The sequence below is a fragment of the Paenibacillus sp. GM1FR genome (assembly GCF_002803315.1).
Lineage (GTDB): Bacteria > Bacillota > Bacilli > Paenibacillales > Paenibacillaceae > Paenibacillus > Paenibacillus amylolyticus.
In genome coordinates, this window is sequence record NZ_MKZL01000011.1 from 980,935 (window position 1) to 997,933 (window position 16,999).

The window sequence follows — 16,999 nt, forward strand, 5'->3', positions numbered from 1 at the left end:
CCCAAAATATTGTGCATTGTAGTACATCATTAACGCAAAGTAGAGCAGATGAAACGATTGTTACTGTAAAAATTCAGAAAAAAGACAACATTTTCTAAACCACCGCATTTTTCTTTTCAACTTGGCTAGACTGGGGTAATGGTTACTGTTATATCTATTTTCTTGAGAAGAAGGTGATCTCTTGGCCATTCAACCGTTAGCACACCCGGACATATTGCCGGAGCATATTTATTTATTTCATGAAGGTAACCTTCATCACAGTTATCGAATGTTGGGCGCGCAGCCTGAGACTTGCGATGGCCTTCGGGGGTATCGCTTTACCGTATGGGCACCAAATGCCGTAGAAGTAGGACTGGCTCTGGACCGCAATGAATGGAAAGGCGAAAAGGAACCTTTATATAAGATACCCGAATCAGGATTTTGGAGTCGTTTTTTTCCGGAAATCAGCGAAGGAACTTTATACAAGTTCCGTATATTAACGGAAGATGGAACAGAATTGCTCAAAGCGGACCCATATGCGTTTCAAGCAGAGGTTCGACCTCAGACAGCCTCTGTCACCAGTTCAATCGAAGGGTACAAATGGAATGATGGAGCCTGGAGACGCAAACAACGTGCCATGTATAACAAACCTCTACATATTTACGAAATGCACATGGGAACCTGGAAGCGCAAAGAAGACGGAAGCCTCTATAGTTATCGCGAGATGGCTGATTTGCTTGTTCCTTACTTATTAGAAATGAAATATACACATGTTGAAATGATGCCCCTCAGTGAGCATCCATATGACCTTTCGTGGGGCTACCAAAACACAGGGTTTTATGCGCCAACCAGTCGTTATGGGCATCCAAAAGATCTGATGTATCTAGTGGATACACTACATCAGGCTGGGATTGGCGTATTGCTGGATTGGGTACCTGCACATTTTGCCAAAGACGCTCATGGGTTGCGTATGTTTGATGGTACGCCTTTGTATGAGTATGCAGATCCGATGTTAGCAGAGAAGCCGGGCTGGGGTACACTTAGCTTTGACTACTCGAAACCTGAGATTCGTTCATTTCTGATCTCCAATGCATTATATTGGATGGAGATGTATCATTTTGACGGACTCCGTGTTGATGCGGTTACGAGTATGCTTCGGCTTGATTTTGAGAAGCAGCCAGGACAATATCGTACCAATGATGAAGGAGGTCTTGAGAACAAGGAAGCTGTAGCCTTTTTGCAGCAGCTGAATGAGACGGTGTTCAAGTATTTCCCTTATGCGTTGATGATGGCTGAAGAATCCAGTGCATGGCCTATGGTGACTTTACCTGTAGATGAAGGTGGTCTGGGTTTTAACTACAAATGGAACATGGGCTGGATGAACGATACGCTTGATTACATGGAATCTGATTTTCATGAGCGTCCTTCCAAACATCATTTGCTGACTTTCCCGGTCGTATACTCCTTTGCTGAAAATTATGTGCTACCTCTGTCACATGACGAGGTTGTTCATGGCAAAAAGTCGCTCCTCGACAAGATGCCAGGAACCTATGAGCAGAAATTTGCCGGCATGCGTGCTTTTCTGGGCTATTTTATGACTTTCCCAGGGAAAAAGCTGTTGTTTATGGGTGGAGACTTTGGCCAGTTCATCGAATGGAAAGATGAGGATCAACTGGATTGGTTCTTGCTGGATTATGACAGTCACCGCAATTTGCATAAGTTTGAGCGTGAGCTGTCTAACCTGTACTTGAGTGAAAAAGCTTTGTGGGAGCTTGATCATTCCTTGGACGGTTATGAATGGATCACTCCGGATGATCAGGACCAGAGTGTCATTTCATACGTACGCAAAGGAAAAAAACCTGCGGATACACTCCTTGTGCTCATTAACTTTCAGCCGGTCAAGCGGGAGCGTTACCGGATTGGTGTCATGCGTCCCGGTATGTATACCGAAGTTCTGAACAGTGACCATTCCGTTTACGGCGGTTCAGGCATTACTAATGATATGCAACTGCCTACCGAAAAGATTCCTTTTCATGGGCATCCCCATAGTCTCGAATTGGTATTACCTCCGCTTAGCATCGTGATTCTAAAAAAGAACACACGTCGGAAAACGGATGAATCACCTGCGAGTATAACTTCCGTCAGTTCAAAAACGAAGAATAAAAATGAAAGCAACACGCTCAAACCGAAGAGGAGGACAAAGGCATGAATATTCTATTTGCTGCTGCTGAAGTACATCCATTTATCAAAACAGGAGGCCTTGCTGACGTAATCGGTGCTCTCCCGTTTGCTTTGAAGAAAAGCGGGGCAGATGTGCGGGTGATTATGCCTAAGTACAAGGGGATTCCCGATGAGTATAAAGACGCGTTACAGCCCGTAATTACAACGGATGTGCCTCTTGGCTGGCGTAGACCCTATTGTGGAATAGAAATGCTGGTTCATGATGGGATTCCAGTCTATTTTGTGGATAATGAGTATTATTTTGGGCGTGATGGAGTGTACGGTTATATGGATGATGGCGAGCGTTTCGCCTTCTTCAACCGTGCAGTGCTCGAAGTGTTGCCACAGATTGAGTTCAAGCCTGACGTGTTGCACAGTCATGACTGGCATGCAGGAATGATTCCTTTGGTGCTTGAAGCACACTACAGACACGATCCATTCTACAGTGATATTCGTACGGTATTCACCATACATAACTTGTTGTATCAAGGGGTATTCCCGCATGAGTTATTCAGTGATATCCTTGAGCTGGACGATCGATATTTCACCGTGGATGGAGCCGAATATTACGGTAATGTCAACTTCTTGAAAGCAGGAATTGTGTATGCTGACCATGTGACAACCGTAAGCCCAACATACGCACAGGAAGTGCAAACGTCTTATTACGGATACGGCCTGGACGGACTGCTCAGTTCACTTGGAGATCGTTTCAGCGGGATTGTGAACGGGATTGATACCAAGAGCTACAACCCGGCAACGGACACCAAAATTCCAGTGAAATACAGAACAAGTCTGTCCAAGAAAACGGAGAACAAAATTGAACTGCAAAAGGAACTTGGATTGCCTGTTCGCCCTGATGTACCACTCATGGTGATGGTGACAAGGCTCGTGGACTCTAAAGGACTTGATCTGGTCTGCCGTATCTTGGATGAATTGTTGTATTATGATGATATTCAATTCGCTGTACTTGGAACAGGGGAGAAGTCCTATGAACACTGGTTCCGTGAAGCCGCGAATCGTTATCCACTTAAAATGTCTGCACAGATCAAGTTCAACGACGGGTTATCCCGTCGGTTTTATGCAGGCAGTGATATCTTCCTGATGCCATCCAGATTCGAACCGTGTGGTATTAGTCAGTTACTGGCTCTGCGGTACGGTAGTGTGCCTCTCGTAAGGGAAACAGGCGGTCTGAACGATACTGTGCAGGCATATAACGAGTTTACTGGAGAAGGTAATGGTTTCTCATTCACAAGCTTTAACGCTCATGACATGATGAGTACCATTCGGCGTGCTGAGGAGATCTACAAACAGCCAGAACACTGGAAGAAAATTGTGAAAAATGCAATGGGCGGAGAATACAGCTGGAATGTCTCAGCTGAAGAATATATGGATATTTATCGTCGGATCACACTTGACCCTGTAAATTGATGTAGTCTTGAATGAGTCACAGCACATGATGCTGTGGCTTTTTCTCATCCAAAAAAACACTTCCAAAGTTCAGAATGAAGTATCATCTGAGACGGTGGAAGTGTTTTTCTTTTCTTTTATATGACTGTTTAGAATTTAAACCTCAGTTGTGTTGGATAGTTGCCGGATCAAGCTGTCTGTACAAAATGCGATACCCATAGGGGTCAAGCTTAATGTTCATCATTCCATCGGCTGGAAACACAGGCTCTTCAGTTAATGCATCTTTCCAGTCTTTTGTTTCCATGGGATGAGAAAGCGTTCGATCTTGAGGTGTATTGTTCATCCATACGGTAAAGTGAAGGTTGTCATCCACACGCTCGTACACGATACAGGGATCATTGTGATCCGCCTTGAGGAATCGGAAGCGTCCTTTGCGCAGGGCTTCATTGCTTTTGCGTAGATCGATCATCAGACGATAGAAATCATACAATTCTCTGTCTTGCTTGTCCGGGTCCCATTCCATACATTTTCGACAATCCGGGTCAGCATCACCACTAATCCCAACTTCGTCGCCGTAGAAGATACAAGGTGTACCGATATAGGTGAAAAGAAATACAACCGACAACTTTAAACGGCGTTTGTCTTCTCCTAACCGGCTGAGCAGTCGTGGGGTATCGTGGCTGCACAGCATATTAAAGATCACTTCGTTGGTTTGTTGCGGATAGCGCATAATCAGTGAACCCATCTCGTTGGCAAAGTTATAACCGTCCATTGAACCACAGAAGAACTGAAGCACTTTGTCGGCAAATGGATAATTCATGACGGAATCGAATTGATCTCCCATAAGCCAGGTCAAGGAGTCGCTCCATACTTCACCAACAATATAGGCTTCAGGGTTCGCTGCCTTAACGACCTTGCGAAAATCACGCCAGAAGTGGTTGTCCACCTCATTTGCTACATCCAGACGCCACCCATCCAGCTTAATTTCCTTGATCCAGTACTCAGCTACATCAAGTAGATATGCCTTAACCTCAGGGTTGGCTGTATTGAACTTGGGCATGTTGCCATAGAACCCAAATGTATCGTAGGTTGGTATACCATCCTTGATCTGAACCGGATATTCATTGATGTGGAACCAATCGGCATACTTAGAGTTTTTTTCATTCTGGAGAACGTCTTGAAAAGGAGGGAAGTCTTCGCTGCAATGGTTAAACACCGCGTCAAGCATGACACGTATACCCAGGCGATGACATTCTTCTGTCAATTGTTTAAGCAGGGCATTATCACCGAAATGGGGGTCGACTTTTTTATAATCAATTGTGTCGTATTTGTGGTAGGAATTGGCCTGGAATAACGGGGTAAAGTAAATGGCGTTCACGCCAAGTTCAGTTAAGTCATACAGATGATCCAGCACACCTTGCAGATCTCCACCAAAATAATTGTCTAACTCAGGTTTGCCACCCCAGTCATGCGTTTCTATTGGATTCAGCTTGGGGTCTCCATTAGCAAACCGTTCCGTCATGATCTGATAAAAGACGGCTTCTTTGGCCCACTCGGGCACTTTAAACACATCAATTTCATGTATATACGAGAACTCATAATATCCTCCAGTTGGATAGGGGGTCTCATAATGAATTCCGTTATCCGCAAGAAAAACATCTTCTGAACCGGCAGTTATCCGAAATATATAAGTGAGACGTTTGAATTGTGGCTTGACGGCAGCCTCCCAATAATCAAACATGTTATCAGAAGCAGCCTTCTCCAATTGAATTTCCTTGTACGTTCCATTCCAATCGTACTTATCTCCGGTCAGTGCAGTCACGTATTGCACATCATTACGTTTGGTTCGTACGCGCAGATGTATGGTAGACAAATTATAAGCATAAGCCCATTTGTCACGAGGAACATGATACATGGCTTCGAGCAGCATGACAGCACCTCCTGAATATAGGATAAGTTATGAAAACCAGTCTTTAGAACACGCACTTATAGTTATAATTAACCAAGTTAGCCAGCAAACGAATCACATTTACTGTAATAAAATGTATTATTTTCATCGTTTTCAAAGGTTTCTTTCACAGCATTTCCAGCTTTGTGCTGAATATACTTACAGCTAATTTAGAAAAAAGGGTGCCCTGAACAGCTTGGAATTCAAGATTGTTCAGGGCACCCCTATATAACATGTTGAAAGTGAATTTTAGCGAATAGCTTGCTCGAACTCCGTGCGGATGGTTTGAAGGAGCTCTGGCTGGCTCAGTACGTCATAGGCTGTTGTTGCAAGTGCCTTGGCTCCCAGAATCATGCCATCCAGCGCACGCTCCTGAAGTGCAAGGTCACGGAAGGCTATGGAGTGCAGTGTATGCACCTCGTCTACAACACGAATGTAGGGATGAATTGCAGGACATTTCAGGGAAACGTTACCGATGTCCATAGAGCCGTGATCATTACCACTCACAATCTCTTCTTGCGGGATTCCAAGTTCCATCAGATTTTGACTAAACGCAACTGAGAATGCTTCATTGGTAACCATCTCGTCATAGGACGTTTCATAGTTGGATGTCACCAGCTTGCATCCTGTCTGGAGAGCAGAACCTTCAGCGATCTGAATCACACGTTCTGTGAGGATATTCAGTTCTTTACGAGTTGCTGCCCGTACATAAAATTGCGCAGAAGCATAGTCAGGAATGATATTTGCTGCCTGACCTCCGTTGTTGATCACACCATGAATCCGAACGGTGCTTTTCACTTGTTGACGGAATGCATTAATCCCGTTGAACGTTTGAATGACGGCATCAAGAGCATTAATGCCTTCGTGCGGACTTGCAGCAGCATGTGAAGATCGGCCATGGAATTCAAATTGCACAGCGTCAATCGCCAGCGAGCTGCCTGACTTTTCGTAGGCATAATACGGATGCGCCATGAGAGCGACGTCACAGTCATCGAACAAACCTGCTTCAGCCATCGGAACTTTGGCACCACGTGTCTCTTCAGCGGGGGTACCAAACACTTTAATGGTTCCACCTACTTCATCCAGAATAGATTTTAGCCCAACAGCGGCCCCAAGACTCATCATACAGATCAGATGGTGACCACAAGCGTGACCGATCTCCGGCAAGGCGTCATATTCGCACAATAAAGCAACGGTAGGGCCGGGTTTGGCGGCTGAATAGGTTCCGATAAAGGCTGTCTCCAGACCGAGGATTGGAGCCTCTACAGTGAAACCGTGGAAGAGCAGTTCTTCTTTCAAACGGGCAGAAGCGAGATACTCTTCATTTCCCAGTTCGGGGTTGGCACCGATATATGATGAAATGGCTTTAAAACGGGAAGCATATTGATCAATAACCGTCAGAATTTGTGATTTGTTAGCTGTCATTAGTAAACTCCTTATGCAAAAATGAAAATAATTCATTGATTATATCATGTTTGCTTTATTTTTTCAGAAACAAGTCAAGATTTGTATTGACAAATGCATTGCATAATCATGCATTGTACTTTATAATGACTCAGTCATCAACATGAGAAGCATACAAAGTATTGTAAGGGGAGAGAAAAAGGTTGAAATTAATAAGTCGTTACACCATGATGCTGTTGACCTTTGTTATTCTGCTGACGACTGCCGTTCCTGTGGCACTTGCAAGTGGAACTACAGATAATTCAAGCAGTAAAAAGCTGGTGCTCGGTACAAGTGCCGATTTTGCACCATATGAATTCCATAAAGTGATTAATGGCAAAGATGAAATCGTTGGCTTCGATATTGAGATCGCCAAAGAGATTGCCAAAGATCTTGGCGCTGAGCTTGTGATTGAGGATATGGGCTTCGACGGTCTCCTGCCTTCATTGCAGAGCGGGCGTGTTGATCTGGTGATTTCAGGTATGACGCCGACGGATGAGCGGAAGAAAAGTATCGATTTTTCCGACACCTATTATAAATCAAAACAAGTGATTATGGTTCGAAATGTGGATAAAGACAAATATCCAACTATGGCAGAACTTGAAAATGCGAAGATTGGCGTTCAGAAAGGCTCCATTCAGGAAACGATCGGACAGAGTATTCCAGGGGCGAAGCTTACTGCGCTGGATAAAATCTCGGATATCGTGCTTCAACTGCAAACAAAACGCATTGATGCGGCAATCGTTGAAGATACCGTTGCTGCAGGTTATCTGGACGATATCACTGGACTTGCTGCTGCTGTTCCGGACGAAGAGCAAGCAGAAGCGGCAATCGGGATTCGTAAAGGTAATACCGAGCTGCTAGCTGCAGTAAATGGAACCCTGGAGCGACTGAAAAGCGAAGATAAAATCAATCAGATGGTGACGGACGCCAGCCTCTTGATGGCGGATAAAGCGAACAAATCACAAAATATTTTCCAAGTATTCTGGGAGTACAAAAGTTTCTATGCTACAGGTGTAGGATACACACTTCTGTTGTCTGCACTTGGGGTTATCTTCGGGGTAATTATTGGATTGATCATCTGTTTGTTCCGTTTGCATGACGCTGCAATCTTGCGCTGGATCGGTACGGCATACGTTGAAGTGATCCGTGGCACACCGATGCTGGTACAATTGATGATTATTTACTATGGTTTTTCCCTGAGCTTTGGCATTAACTTCACTGCACTTCAGGCAGGTATCATTACACTTTCAATCAATAGTGGTGCCTATCTGGCGGAGATTTTCCGTGCAGGTATCCAAGGTGTGGATCGTGGTCAGTTGGAGGCAGCGCGTTCATTAGGTATGGGAAGAGGCGCCGCGATGCGTTATATCATATTGCCACAAGCCTTCAAAGCTGTATTACCAGCGATCGGTAATGAATTCATAACTATCATCAAAGAATCCTCCATTATCTCCGTTATCGGTATGGTGGATATTATGTATCAGGCAAGTGTAGTCAAGAACATTACGTACCAAGGCTTGAGTCCATTTTTGATTGCAGCAGCCATCTACTTTGTAATGACGTTCATTTTGTCCAAGCTGCTGGGACGACTGGAAAGGAAGTTGAGTGCAAGTGATAGACGTTAGACAATTACACAAATCTTATGGAAATAACGATGTGCTTAAGGGCATAAACGTGACGATTGGCAAAGGTGAGGTTGTCGTGGTTATCGGTCCTTCCGGTTCAGGTAAAAGTACGTTCTTGCGTTGTTTGAACCTGCTGGAACAGCCTACCTCAGGAGAGATTGATTTTGAAGGCGTGTCAATCACGGACCCCAAGCATAACATTAACGCAACTCGTGAGAAAATGGGCATGGTGTTCCAGCACTTCAACCTGTTCCCACACAAAACGGTAGAGCAAAACATTACGATTGCTCCGATTAAAGTAAAGAAACAATCCACTCAGGAAGCGGAGAAAATTGCCGCTGATCTGCTTAACACCGTAGGCTTGTACGATAAAAAAGATACATTCCCGAATCAGCTGTCTGGTGGACAGAAGCAGCGGATCGCCATTGCTAGAGCATTGGCCATGCAGCCGCATGTGATGCTGTTTGACGAGCCTACGTCGGCACTGGACCCTGAGATGGTCGGCGAAGTGCTGGATGTCATGAAACGTCTTGCAGAAGGCGGGATGACGATGGTCATCGTAACGCATGAGATGGGTTTTGCACGTGAAGTGGGAGACCGAATCCTGTTCATGGATGGCGGGGTTATTGTGGAAGAGGGAACACCTGATGAGGTGTTTGGAGCACCCAAAAATTCACGTACACGTGATTTTCTTGCGAAAGTACTCTAAACGATGTGATCAAATAGCGTTACTGACTTCGAGTCGGTAACGCTATTTTTTATGGATAATAATGACGTATGGATTCGGAAAAGTAACTATTCTGTTACCAAATGTAAAGGAATCGGGTCAACCAAATTTTCTGAATTAACCAGTATTCTTACAAATGCTTACATGCTAAAAACCATTTGGTAAGAATTACTACAAGTTCAGGTTACAAAATTGTGATATATTGAACTCTGCCGAAACTTCCGGACAGGGAGTGCGGGGGATGTAACGATGCAGATTGTGCAGGGGGAAGATCTACGGCACACTGCTTGGGGTGAATTGGGTACATAACGTTTCAAATGTAACGAATAACCTATAGGGTGGGCTCCTCATCCGAATCCGACAACTAACTTCGCAGGCACAATGAGGGAGGAAGACCATGATTAACAAGAAACGTATAGCCAAAACAGCAGTAGCATTAATGACAACAGCAATGCTCATTCAAGCCGTTCCGGCTCACGCCGATTCAGTTCATGTGGCCAAAGAAGGGGATACCTTCTACACCTTATCAAAACAATATGGAGTAGCACTCAACACGTTGGTTAAAGCAAACAACGACATTTCGGCTTACAACATTTATGGTGGTTTGAAAATTACGATTCCCGGTAAGGCAAACAATGTTGCAGCCGCTGCGGCAACGGAGAGCAAGACCCCAGCCAAAACGGTTACCACAGCAAGTTTGGACGTTAACGCAGATAACAAAGTGGTTCAAGCCTGGGGTAAGACATTCGATTACAGCAAAGCTGTGAACGTAAAAGCAACGGCATACTCTGCAGATCCGTCTGAAAATGGAGGCTGGGGTGCAGTCGATTATTTCGGGAATGACCTTGAACTGGGTACGATTGCGGTTGATCCAAGTGTGATTCCACTTGGAACTAAAGTACTGGTAACTGGTCACAGCCATCCAGGATTGCCAAAACAAGCTTTTGTAGCCACAGCACGTGATGTGGGCGGTGCAATCAAAGGTCACCGGATTGATATCTTCATCCCGGGTAGCAAACAGTCCGTAAGCACATTTGGATTTCAGGATATCGAGCTGTACATTCTGAAGTAGAGAGAAAATAACATTTAAAATGAATTCAAACAGGGTGTCTGCCAGTCGCTAATTCGCGATTGAACAGCACCCTTTTAATATTCTCATTATTTGTTATCACGGTCATCCTAATCTTTGGCCTTTGGCAATCCCAGCATTTCGTCCAAGGTGACCAGTTCATATCCCCGATTACGTAGTTCCTCAATAATTTCAGGCAAAGCCTTAATCGTGCCGTTCAGGTTTGACCCTACACCGCCTCCAGCATGTTGCAGAACGATGGAGCCAGGTTTCACGGCAGACAGGATGTTATCTTTCACCTGTTCCTTTGAAAGGCCTTTCCAGTCCAGGGAGTCTACGTTCCAGTTCACAATGCTATAGTGTTGTTTGGCAGCCCATCTCAGCTGTTCTTCATTAATGTCTCCATAAGGTGGCCGAATCATCTTGGGCGTATAACCCGCCAAACGTTGAATAATATCCCCGGTATGTAAAATTTGTTTGCGAAAGGCATTCATCGACAGCTTACTGAATTCAGGATGATTGTAGCTGTGATTACCAACCATATGCCCTTCCTTAACAATGCGTTTCACCAGATCCGGATGTTTCTCAGCACGACTACCCACGATGAAGAATGTAGCTCTGACATTGTACTTCTTCAATACATCCAGTACTTGTGGAGTAAACCGTGGATCAGGTACATCATCAAAAGTCAGTGCAACCTTCTTGGTTGAAGGACCATTGGTTTTGAACGTATCGGCATATTTTTGACGTAACTGTCCCAATGTCAGTTGTTCTTCTTCTGCAGAATCCGAACCTGATACTGATTCACTTGATGGGCTTGAAACATCCCGCGATGAAACTGGAGCATGATATCCTCCGAGAAAAATAACGATAACCATTAGCATAATGAGGCGTACGCGCATAATAACGGCCTCCTTTTCCAAAATGACGTTCTCCTTGGTATGCCCGGGGGCTCCATAAAATATGCGCAGTGTGAGAAGTTTCATTGTGGATTTAGCTCATGACAGCCATAATTCCTCCATATATAACATATAGAAAAGGATAGGTGGATGGGTATGAGTACATATGATTTGAAATCCATACGTTTACAGGTGATTGAAGCAGGAGAAGATAAGGTTTTTCTCGTTACCGGAGGAAAGGCGCATATTGGCGCCGTAGCCACATTCTATGTGGATCATGAGCGCGTAAGCGGGACGACGGTACATATTCCTGGGCATAAAGAACAAGAGCTGTGTGAGCGGCTTGCCCGAAAGGCTGCCTTGCAGCTGAAAGTAACCGTTACGGTGATCATGGGTATTCATTTTGATTCCATCACGCGGATGCAGATCGACGAAATCGTGCAGACTGCAGAGAGGTTGATGGAGAATCATCTGAACAAAGATAAACGATCTTCCTGACATAAGTGCCATCGAATGTTTTGATTTTATTTGCTAAAATTGAAACGAGTTGTAGATTGTTACGTATGTATGTTTATATACGATGTAATATCGACTAGGAGGAATAACATAATGTCCATTTTCAAACGTTTGCGTGATCTAACTATGTCTAACATCAACGCCATTATTGACAAGGCGGAAGATCCAATCAAGATGACGGACCAATATATCCGTGACATGCAAGAGGATCTGGAAGATGCGGAGAAAGCAGTAGCTCAACAGATCGCCATTGAGAAGAAATTCAAGCAGTTGTTCGAAGAGCAGGAAGCTCTTGTGAAGAAACGTGAAGAGCAGGCGCATACGGCGGCACGTGCTCAGAATATGGATTTGGCTCGACGTGCTCTGGAAGAGAAAAAGGCTGCTGAAGAGAAGATGGCTGAGTACAAAACCAGCTATGACCAAAACAAGGCTTCTGCAGATAACCTGCGTGGCAAGCTCGACGAGATGCGTAAGCAACTGACTCAAATGAAGAACAAACGCGAAACGCTGGTAGCCCGTTACAATGCAGCAAAAGCCCAAACGGAAATCAACAAAGCGTTGAATGGGTTTGGCTCTGATACTGCAAGTGCTGGTATGAAGCGTATGGAAGAGAAAATGATGCAGATGGAAGCACAGGCCGAAGCAAGTAACGAAATGTCTTCCAAAGGAAAATCTTTGGATGATGAGTTCGAGAAGTTGGGTAAAGATCAGGCTGTTGAAGACGAACTCGCAGCATTGATGAAACAGTACGATAATAAGAACTAATACCTTGGTTGTCAGCAAGGTTAACCAGCGGAGGAGAAGAGTATTTCTCCTTCGCTTTTAAATGCGGTTCATGTTGATATGTGGGGGCTGTGTAAATGGATTTGAACATTTTGGCGATGCTGGTCTGGACCGGATCTGGTTCGGTTTTGCTGTTTGTCCTGATGTATGTTGATTCACTGTTCACGAAATATAAGGATTTTGCTGAAGTTAAGGCCGGCAATATGGCCGTTACGACACGTATGGTTATGAAATTATTTGCACAAGGATATGTACTCGCTACGTCCATTTCTACGGCCGGTCACCTGGGAGAAGCACTGCTGGTCTCCGTTGTATCCTTTATTATTTTGTTGATTCTGGAGAGTGTTGTACACTTTATGATTCGCAAATGGGCCAATCTGGATCTGGATACGGGAATTCAGCAAGGGAAGACAGGATACGGGTTGTTCTCTGGCGCTTTACATATCGTGGGCGCACTGATTATTGCAGCTTGTTTATAAGATAAGGAACAGGAGTAATTCTCATGAGTGTATGGAAACGAATTAAAGGAATACTAACGAAACCTGAACCACCGCAGGCAGAGAAAACGATGCTTCAGCTTGCACCTGGTGATATCTGTGAGGTTTCTCTGGTCACTTATGAAGTCGTTGGTCGGGTACAAAATCGTGCTCGAAATGCAGTTGTGCTCACGCTACAAGATGGTACCGCATTTCGATATTTGCATATCGAAGAACGGGAACTCACACGTTACGCCCTATATACACCAATTGATGGCAGGCTTGATGCGCCTGATGAGGTGCCTACATTGCTGGACCTGGATGGACGTGCATTTCATCTGGAGGAAGAGTATGGAGGCATGGTATCAACGGCAGGTAGAACTCCATATGGCCAGGCTGGAGAACAATTGGTATGGCAGTATCAGTCGGATGATAATATGCTTCTTCGGGTGGAGTGGCAAGACAGAAGATTTACACTGTATGAGGGTGAGTCCATTCTTCCTGCGGATATCAAAGTGATTCGTTCGAGCTAGGAGAGGTTCCCAATGAAAAAACGCTTGGCACATGGATTAAAATTAATGCTGGTCCTCAGCCTTGTGATGTCTCTGTTGTCCGCGTGCGGAGCAGCACCTTCTGTTCAGGACACCTATCCGCTTGAATCGGTTAACGGCAGTGGTAACTCAACGTCCTATGTGTACCGGGCTTCGGACCGTACCGTTCCGGAAGTGGCTCAGGAATTGTCTGACCAGCGGCAACCGGATCAGATCTCGGCAGAGAACACAGAGCGTATGTTCCTCGTGTATCAGGACGAGTATTATCACCTGCAACAAGATCCGAACAAGCCGGAGGATACCTTGGTTGAGGTGGACTCCAAGGAATATGTTCGGCAGAACTACGATTCATCTTTTTTACAAGGTTACCTCACCGCTACATTAATTGGTAATCTGTTCGATTCTTTTGGCGGGCGAGGTTATGGCAACTATAGAGGATATACCAATAAAGATACGTATAAACCGAGTGCAGGATCTTATCGTGCACCAACAAGTAATGACAAGAAGCTTGCTCCACCTATTACTGTTGATCGGAAAGGTACGATTACAAGGCGCGGAAGCGATAAAGATTCAAGCGTGGGATCTGGCGGAGGATTATTCAACCGCAACAAGGATCAGAGCAAGGGAACCATTGATCGCAACAAGAGCAGTGGTGGGTTGTTTGATTCACCTAAGAAATCCTATAAAAAACCAAAAACCAGAGTGGGCGGCGGCCGAATTAAGAGGCGAAGATAATAAACATCTAATCATAAGGATGGCTGCCAATCGCATAGTTCATTTAAGAACAGTGACAAGGGAAGGCGGATTCACCTCGCCGGCATATGACCTTGGAACTGTTCTTTTTGGTTTACGATTTGCGAACATGATTGGACTTGCGTACGCGGGGAATCGTTGTAGCAGGCTGCTTGCGAATCCAGCGGATAAATGGAATCATTCGTTCATCCTGTCTCAAGGATTGCAGATCCGTGAGACCAAGGGTTACAATGTCGAGATTGGTGTATAGCGAATGAATCTGTTTGTGACAGGGGATACACAGGTTGGCCGTTGGCAGAAATGTTCCGCCCATTTCTTTGGGTGTCAGATGATGAACGGTCGTATTCACAGGTTCTCTTCCGCATAATTCACATCGATTACTCATGATCATCGCCTCCCTTTGTCACTTATATTATGGGCAGACAAGATGCCTTTCATGTTGAACATAGGTCAAGGAATGTTACACCTGTAAGAAATAAGATTTTGTCACAGGATTCAATAAGTGATGTACTTGTTATCTTACAGTATTCGGGCTACACTTTCTTAAAGGATGATAGTCTTTAGGAGGTAAGAATACTTTTGAAAATGAACTCACATTCCCATGATATGACAACTGCCAAATTCAATCGTACAGCTGTACAGGTACCGGATGCCCAAGCCAAAATAGCTGCAAGAGTTACTGTAGGCTCCATAGAGAAAGTTCATCTTGAATCTGCTCATGGCCGCACACTTGCAGAGACGATTCAGGCACCTCATCCGTATCCATTCTTTCGGAGATCAGGTATGGATGGATTCGCGATTATAAGTACAGATACCATAGATGCATCGAGTGATCATCAAGTTTGGTTTCGAGTAATTGATGAAATTCCTTGCGGCTACACCTCGGATCACACCATTGTTTCAGGTACGACGGCTCGTATCATGACCGGTGCACAGGTTCCGGAAGGTGCGGATGCGGTAGTTATGATGGAGATGACCGAGAGCAAGGTAGAGAATGGAGAACAGTGGATTGCATTGAAACGGCACATATTGTCGGGTGCTAATATCACCCCAATCGGACTGGAAGTCCAAGAGGGACAGCAACTGCTCGAAGCAGGAACGATCATCAGGGCAGGAGAGCAGTCCGTGTTAGCTACTTTTGGCATAGCAGAAGTTCCTGTATTTCAACGTCCAAAGGTGGCGATATTCGCAACCGGCACGGAATTGCTTGATGTAGATGAGCCATTACAACCAGGTCGGATTCGGAACAGCAACAGTTACATGCTGCGCTCTCTGGTTGTTGAAGCAGGTGGAGAGCCTGTGATGTACGGTTCTATTGCAGACGATGTGAATACGGCAAGGGCCAAACTGGAAGAAGCCATTCAAGATAATGATATCGTGGTGACCACAGGCGGTGTATCCGTCGGGGATTATGATATTATGGGCGAACTTGTGCTGGAAGAACATGTGGAGATGTTGTTTAACAAAGTGACGATGCGACCAGGCAGTGTGACCACAGCTGCTATATATAAAGATAAATTGCTTTTTGCACTTTCGGGTAACCCGGGGGCTTGTTTTGTAGGTTTTGGTTTGTTTGTTCGTCCAACCATACGTTCCATGCAGGCGGATGCTCATCCTTATATGGAAGAATGGACTGCGATCTTGGAAGAAGAGTACACCAAAGTTAATAATTTCACACGGTTCGTCCGTGGACGCACGGAGATCCGCAACGGCATGGTGTACGCAATACCGGCTGCCGCCCGTGTAGATGAATCCAGCGTGATGATCACCATTAAGGACAGTGATTGCCTGATTGTTGTTCCACCTGAGAAAAAAGGCATTCCTGCGGGTGAGCAGGTACGTATTCTCAAACTGCCCTCAGGTCATGTGAGGTAGTGGTGGATGACTACAATGAGTGATACAAAGCCACATATCATACAGATTGTTGGATACAAAAACACAGGCAAGACAACCCTGACAGCCGCGCTGATCGGGCACTTTTCTTCTATGGGACTTAAAGTAGCAGCAATTAAGCATGATGGTCATGATCATTTTGAGATGGATCAAGAAGGAACGGATTCTTATCGATTTGGAGAGTCTGGGGCTTCGGCGGTGGTTATCATGTCAGAGAAACGTACTGCGATTATGGAGCGACAGGCAACCAAGCTGGAGGATATGCTGAGCTATCTATCGGATTATGATTGGATTGTTGTTGAAGGATTCAAGGATGCTTCTTATCCCAAATTTGTGATGGTTCGAGAAGAGAAAGATCTGACCTTGGTTAATCAACTTAAAGGGGTAGTGGGTATAATCTCATGGTTACCTTCAGAGCAGTTTATAGAGCGGAGTACCGTAAGCAGAGATATAACATGGTACTCGGTTCATGAAACGGAGGATATAGCCAAAGCGTTGCTAGCGATGGTTGAGAGCGAGTGTAGGCAGAATGGTGAAGTCTAATGGTAGAAACGTCAAAAGTGGGATATTATGATCGCTGGATATGATTGAATGTACAGAGAGCGTGATTAATTCTTTTTAATACAACGTAATATTTATTATGTAAACTAAATTATTTCTGCTTGTACTCTTCTCCTTTAATGATGCAAAAAAATAAAAAAATGCAG

The 16,999-nt window shown here is 44.8% G+C and carries 16 protein-coding genes and 1 riboswitch; of the genes, 12 read left to right on the forward strand and 4 right to left on the reverse strand.

The window, feature by feature from the left end:
• Positions 1-181: 181 nt before the first annotated feature.
• Both glgB and glgA read left to right on the forward strand, forming a co-directional pair.
• Positions 182-2,188: a 1,4-alpha-glucan branching protein GlgB gene (gene glgB / locus PAEAM_RS10135; protein WP_100527401.1), complete on the forward strand. Its 2,007-nt coding sequence runs from the start codon at positions 182-184 to the stop codon at positions 2,186-2,188.
• Positions 2,185-3,627, forward strand: a complete 1,443-nt coding sequence (gene glgA / locus PAEAM_RS10140) for a glycogen synthase GlgA (protein WP_100527402.1) — start codon at positions 2,185-2,187, stop codon at positions 3,625-3,627. Before glgB ends, glgA begins: the two co-directional genes overlap by 4 nt.
• 142 nt (positions 3,628-3,769) lie before the next feature.
• Here the strand turns inward: glgA and PAEAM_RS10145 are convergent, their stop codons facing one another.
• Together PAEAM_RS10145 and PAEAM_RS10150 are read right to left on the reverse strand one after the other, a co-directional pair.
• Positions 3,770-5,536 (reverse strand): alpha-glycosidase, encoded by a 1,767-nt coding sequence (locus PAEAM_RS10145; protein ID WP_100527403.1) that lies wholly within the window; start codon positions 5,534-5,536, stop codon positions 3,770-3,772.
• Between the two features lie 267 nt (positions 5,537-5,803).
• Positions 5,804-6,979 (reverse strand): M20 family metallopeptidase, encoded by a 1,176-nt coding sequence (locus PAEAM_RS10150; RefSeq protein ID WP_100527404.1) that lies wholly within the window; start codon positions 6,977-6,979, stop codon positions 5,804-5,806.
• A gap of 182 nt (positions 6,980-7,161) precedes the next feature.
• Between PAEAM_RS10150 and PAEAM_RS10155 the strand changes: the two genes are divergently transcribed.
• The 3 genes from PAEAM_RS10155 (at position 7,162) to PAEAM_RS10165 (ending at position 10,424) form a co-directional block, all read left to right on the forward strand.
• Complete coding sequence (locus PAEAM_RS10155; RefSeq protein WP_100527405.1) at positions 7,162-8,625, forward strand: ABC transporter substrate-binding protein/permease; 1,464 nt, start codon at positions 7,162-7,164, stop codon at positions 8,623-8,625.
• A complete protein-coding gene (locus PAEAM_RS10160; protein ID WP_036613682.1) occupies positions 8,612-9,334 on the forward strand; it encodes an amino acid ABC transporter ATP-binding protein in 723 nt (240 codons plus the stop codon). Before PAEAM_RS10155 ends, PAEAM_RS10160 begins: the two co-directional genes overlap by 14 nt.
• A 218-nt stretch (positions 9,335-9,552) precedes the next feature.
• Positions 9,553-9,747, forward strand: a riboswitch (cyclic di-AMP (ydaO/yuaA leader).
• 2 nt (positions 9,748-9,749) lie between these two features.
• On the forward strand, positions 9,750-10,424 hold the full coding sequence (locus PAEAM_RS10165; protein WP_076317631.1) for a 3D domain-containing protein: 675 nt from the start codon (positions 9,750-9,752) through the stop codon (positions 10,422-10,424).
• 107 nt (positions 10,425-10,531) lie between these two features.
• Here the strand turns inward: PAEAM_RS10165 and PAEAM_RS10170 are convergent, their stop codons facing one another.
• The gene (locus PAEAM_RS10170; protein ID WP_100527406.1) at positions 10,532-11,323 is read right to left on the reverse strand and encodes a polysaccharide deacetylase family protein; all 792 of its coding nucleotides are present in this window, start codon (positions 11,321-11,323) and stop codon (positions 10,532-10,534) included.
• Between the two features lie 153 nt (positions 11,324-11,476).
• Between PAEAM_RS10170 and lpdD the strand changes: the two genes are divergently transcribed.
• From lpdD to PAEAM_RS10195, 5 genes are all read left to right on the forward strand, one after another.
• The gene (lpdD, locus tag PAEAM_RS10175; RefSeq protein ID WP_100527407.1) at positions 11,477-11,818 is read left to right on the forward strand and encodes a prenylated flavin chaperone LpdD; all 342 of its coding nucleotides are present in this window, start codon (positions 11,477-11,479) and stop codon (positions 11,816-11,818) included.
• Positions 11,819-11,929: 111 nt separating this feature from the next.
• Positions 11,930-12,601, forward strand: coding sequence for a PspA/IM30 family protein (locus tag PAEAM_RS10180; protein WP_100527408.1), 672 nt, complete (start codon positions 11,930-11,932; stop codon positions 12,599-12,601).
• A gap of 95 nt (positions 12,602-12,696) precedes the next feature.
• Complete coding sequence (locus PAEAM_RS10185) at positions 12,697-13,098, forward strand: DUF350 domain-containing protein (protein ID WP_036613690.1); 402 nt, start codon at positions 12,697-12,699, stop codon at positions 13,096-13,098.
• 23 nt (positions 13,099-13,121) lie between these two features.
• Positions 13,122-13,628 (forward strand): DUF4178 domain-containing protein, encoded by a 507-nt coding sequence (locus tag PAEAM_RS10190; RefSeq protein WP_076210134.1) that lies wholly within the window; start codon positions 13,122-13,124, stop codon positions 13,626-13,628.
• A 12-nt stretch (positions 13,629-13,640) separates the two neighbouring features.
• The gene (locus tag PAEAM_RS10195; protein ID WP_017688102.1) at positions 13,641-14,381 is read left to right on the forward strand and encodes a DUF4247 domain-containing protein; all 741 of its coding nucleotides are present in this window, start codon (positions 13,641-13,643) and stop codon (positions 14,379-14,381) included.
• Positions 14,382-14,493: 112 nt separating this feature from the next.
• Here PAEAM_RS10195 and PAEAM_RS10200 read toward each other — a convergent pair whose 3' ends face one another.
• Positions 14,494-14,784, reverse strand: a complete 291-nt coding sequence (locus PAEAM_RS10200; RefSeq protein WP_100527409.1) for an HNH endonuclease — start codon at positions 14,782-14,784, stop codon at positions 14,494-14,496.
• A 200-nt stretch (positions 14,785-14,984) separates the two neighbouring features.
• Between PAEAM_RS10200 and PAEAM_RS10205 the strand changes: the two genes are divergently transcribed.
• On the forward strand, positions 14,985-16,274 hold the full coding sequence (locus tag PAEAM_RS10205; RefSeq protein WP_076250628.1) for a molybdopterin molybdotransferase MoeA: 1,290 nt from the start codon (positions 14,985-14,987) through the stop codon (positions 16,272-16,274).
• Positions 16,275-16,289: 15 nt separating this feature from the next.
• Positions 16,290-16,835 (forward strand): molybdopterin-guanine dinucleotide biosynthesis protein B, encoded by a 546-nt coding sequence (gene mobB / locus PAEAM_RS10210; RefSeq protein WP_076317636.1) that lies wholly within the window; start codon positions 16,290-16,292, stop codon positions 16,833-16,835.
• The last annotated feature ends 164 nt before the right edge of the window (positions 16,836-16,999 follow it).

Coding starts and splice junctions, on each gene's coding strand:
- glgA (WP_100527402.1), top strand. CDS start 2,185: ATGAATATTCTATTTGCTGCTGCTGAAGTACATCCATTTATCAAAACA.
- PAEAM_RS10145 (WP_100527403.1), bottom strand. CDS start 5,536: ATGCTGCTCGAAGCCATGTATCATGTTCCTCGTGACAAATGGGCTTAT.
- PAEAM_RS10150 (WP_100527404.1), bottom strand. CDS start 6,979: ATGACAGCTAACAAATCACAAATTCTGACGGTTATTGATCAATATGCT.
- PAEAM_RS10165 (WP_076317631.1), top strand. CDS start 9,750: ATGATTAACAAGAAACGTATAGCCAAAACAGCAGTAGCATTAATGACA.
- PAEAM_RS10170 (WP_100527406.1), bottom strand. CDS start 11,323: ATGCGCGTACGCCTCATTATGCTAATGGTTATCGTTATTTTTCTCGGA.
- lpdD (WP_100527407.1), top strand. CDS start 11,477: ATGAGTACATATGATTTGAAATCCATACGTTTACAGGTGATTGAAGCA.
- PAEAM_RS10180 (WP_100527408.1), top strand. CDS start 11,930: ATGTCCATTTTCAAACGTTTGCGTGATCTAACTATGTCTAACATCAAC.
- PAEAM_RS10185 (WP_036613690.1), top strand. CDS start 12,697: ATGGATTTGAACATTTTGGCGATGCTGGTCTGGACCGGATCTGGTTCG.
- PAEAM_RS10190 (WP_076210134.1), top strand. CDS start 13,122: ATGAGTGTATGGAAACGAATTAAAGGAATACTAACGAAACCTGAACCA.
- PAEAM_RS10195 (WP_017688102.1), top strand. CDS start 13,641: ATGAAAAAACGCTTGGCACATGGATTAAAATTAATGCTGGTCCTCAGC.
- PAEAM_RS10200 (WP_100527409.1), bottom strand. CDS start 14,784: ATGAGTAATCGATGTGAATTATGCGGAAGAGAACCTGTGAATACGACC.
- PAEAM_RS10205 (WP_076250628.1), top strand. CDS start 14,985: ATGAACTCACATTCCCATGATATGACAACTGCCAAATTCAATCGTACA.
- mobB (WP_076317636.1), top strand. CDS start 16,290: ATGAGTGATACAAAGCCACATATCATACAGATTGTTGGATACAAAAAC.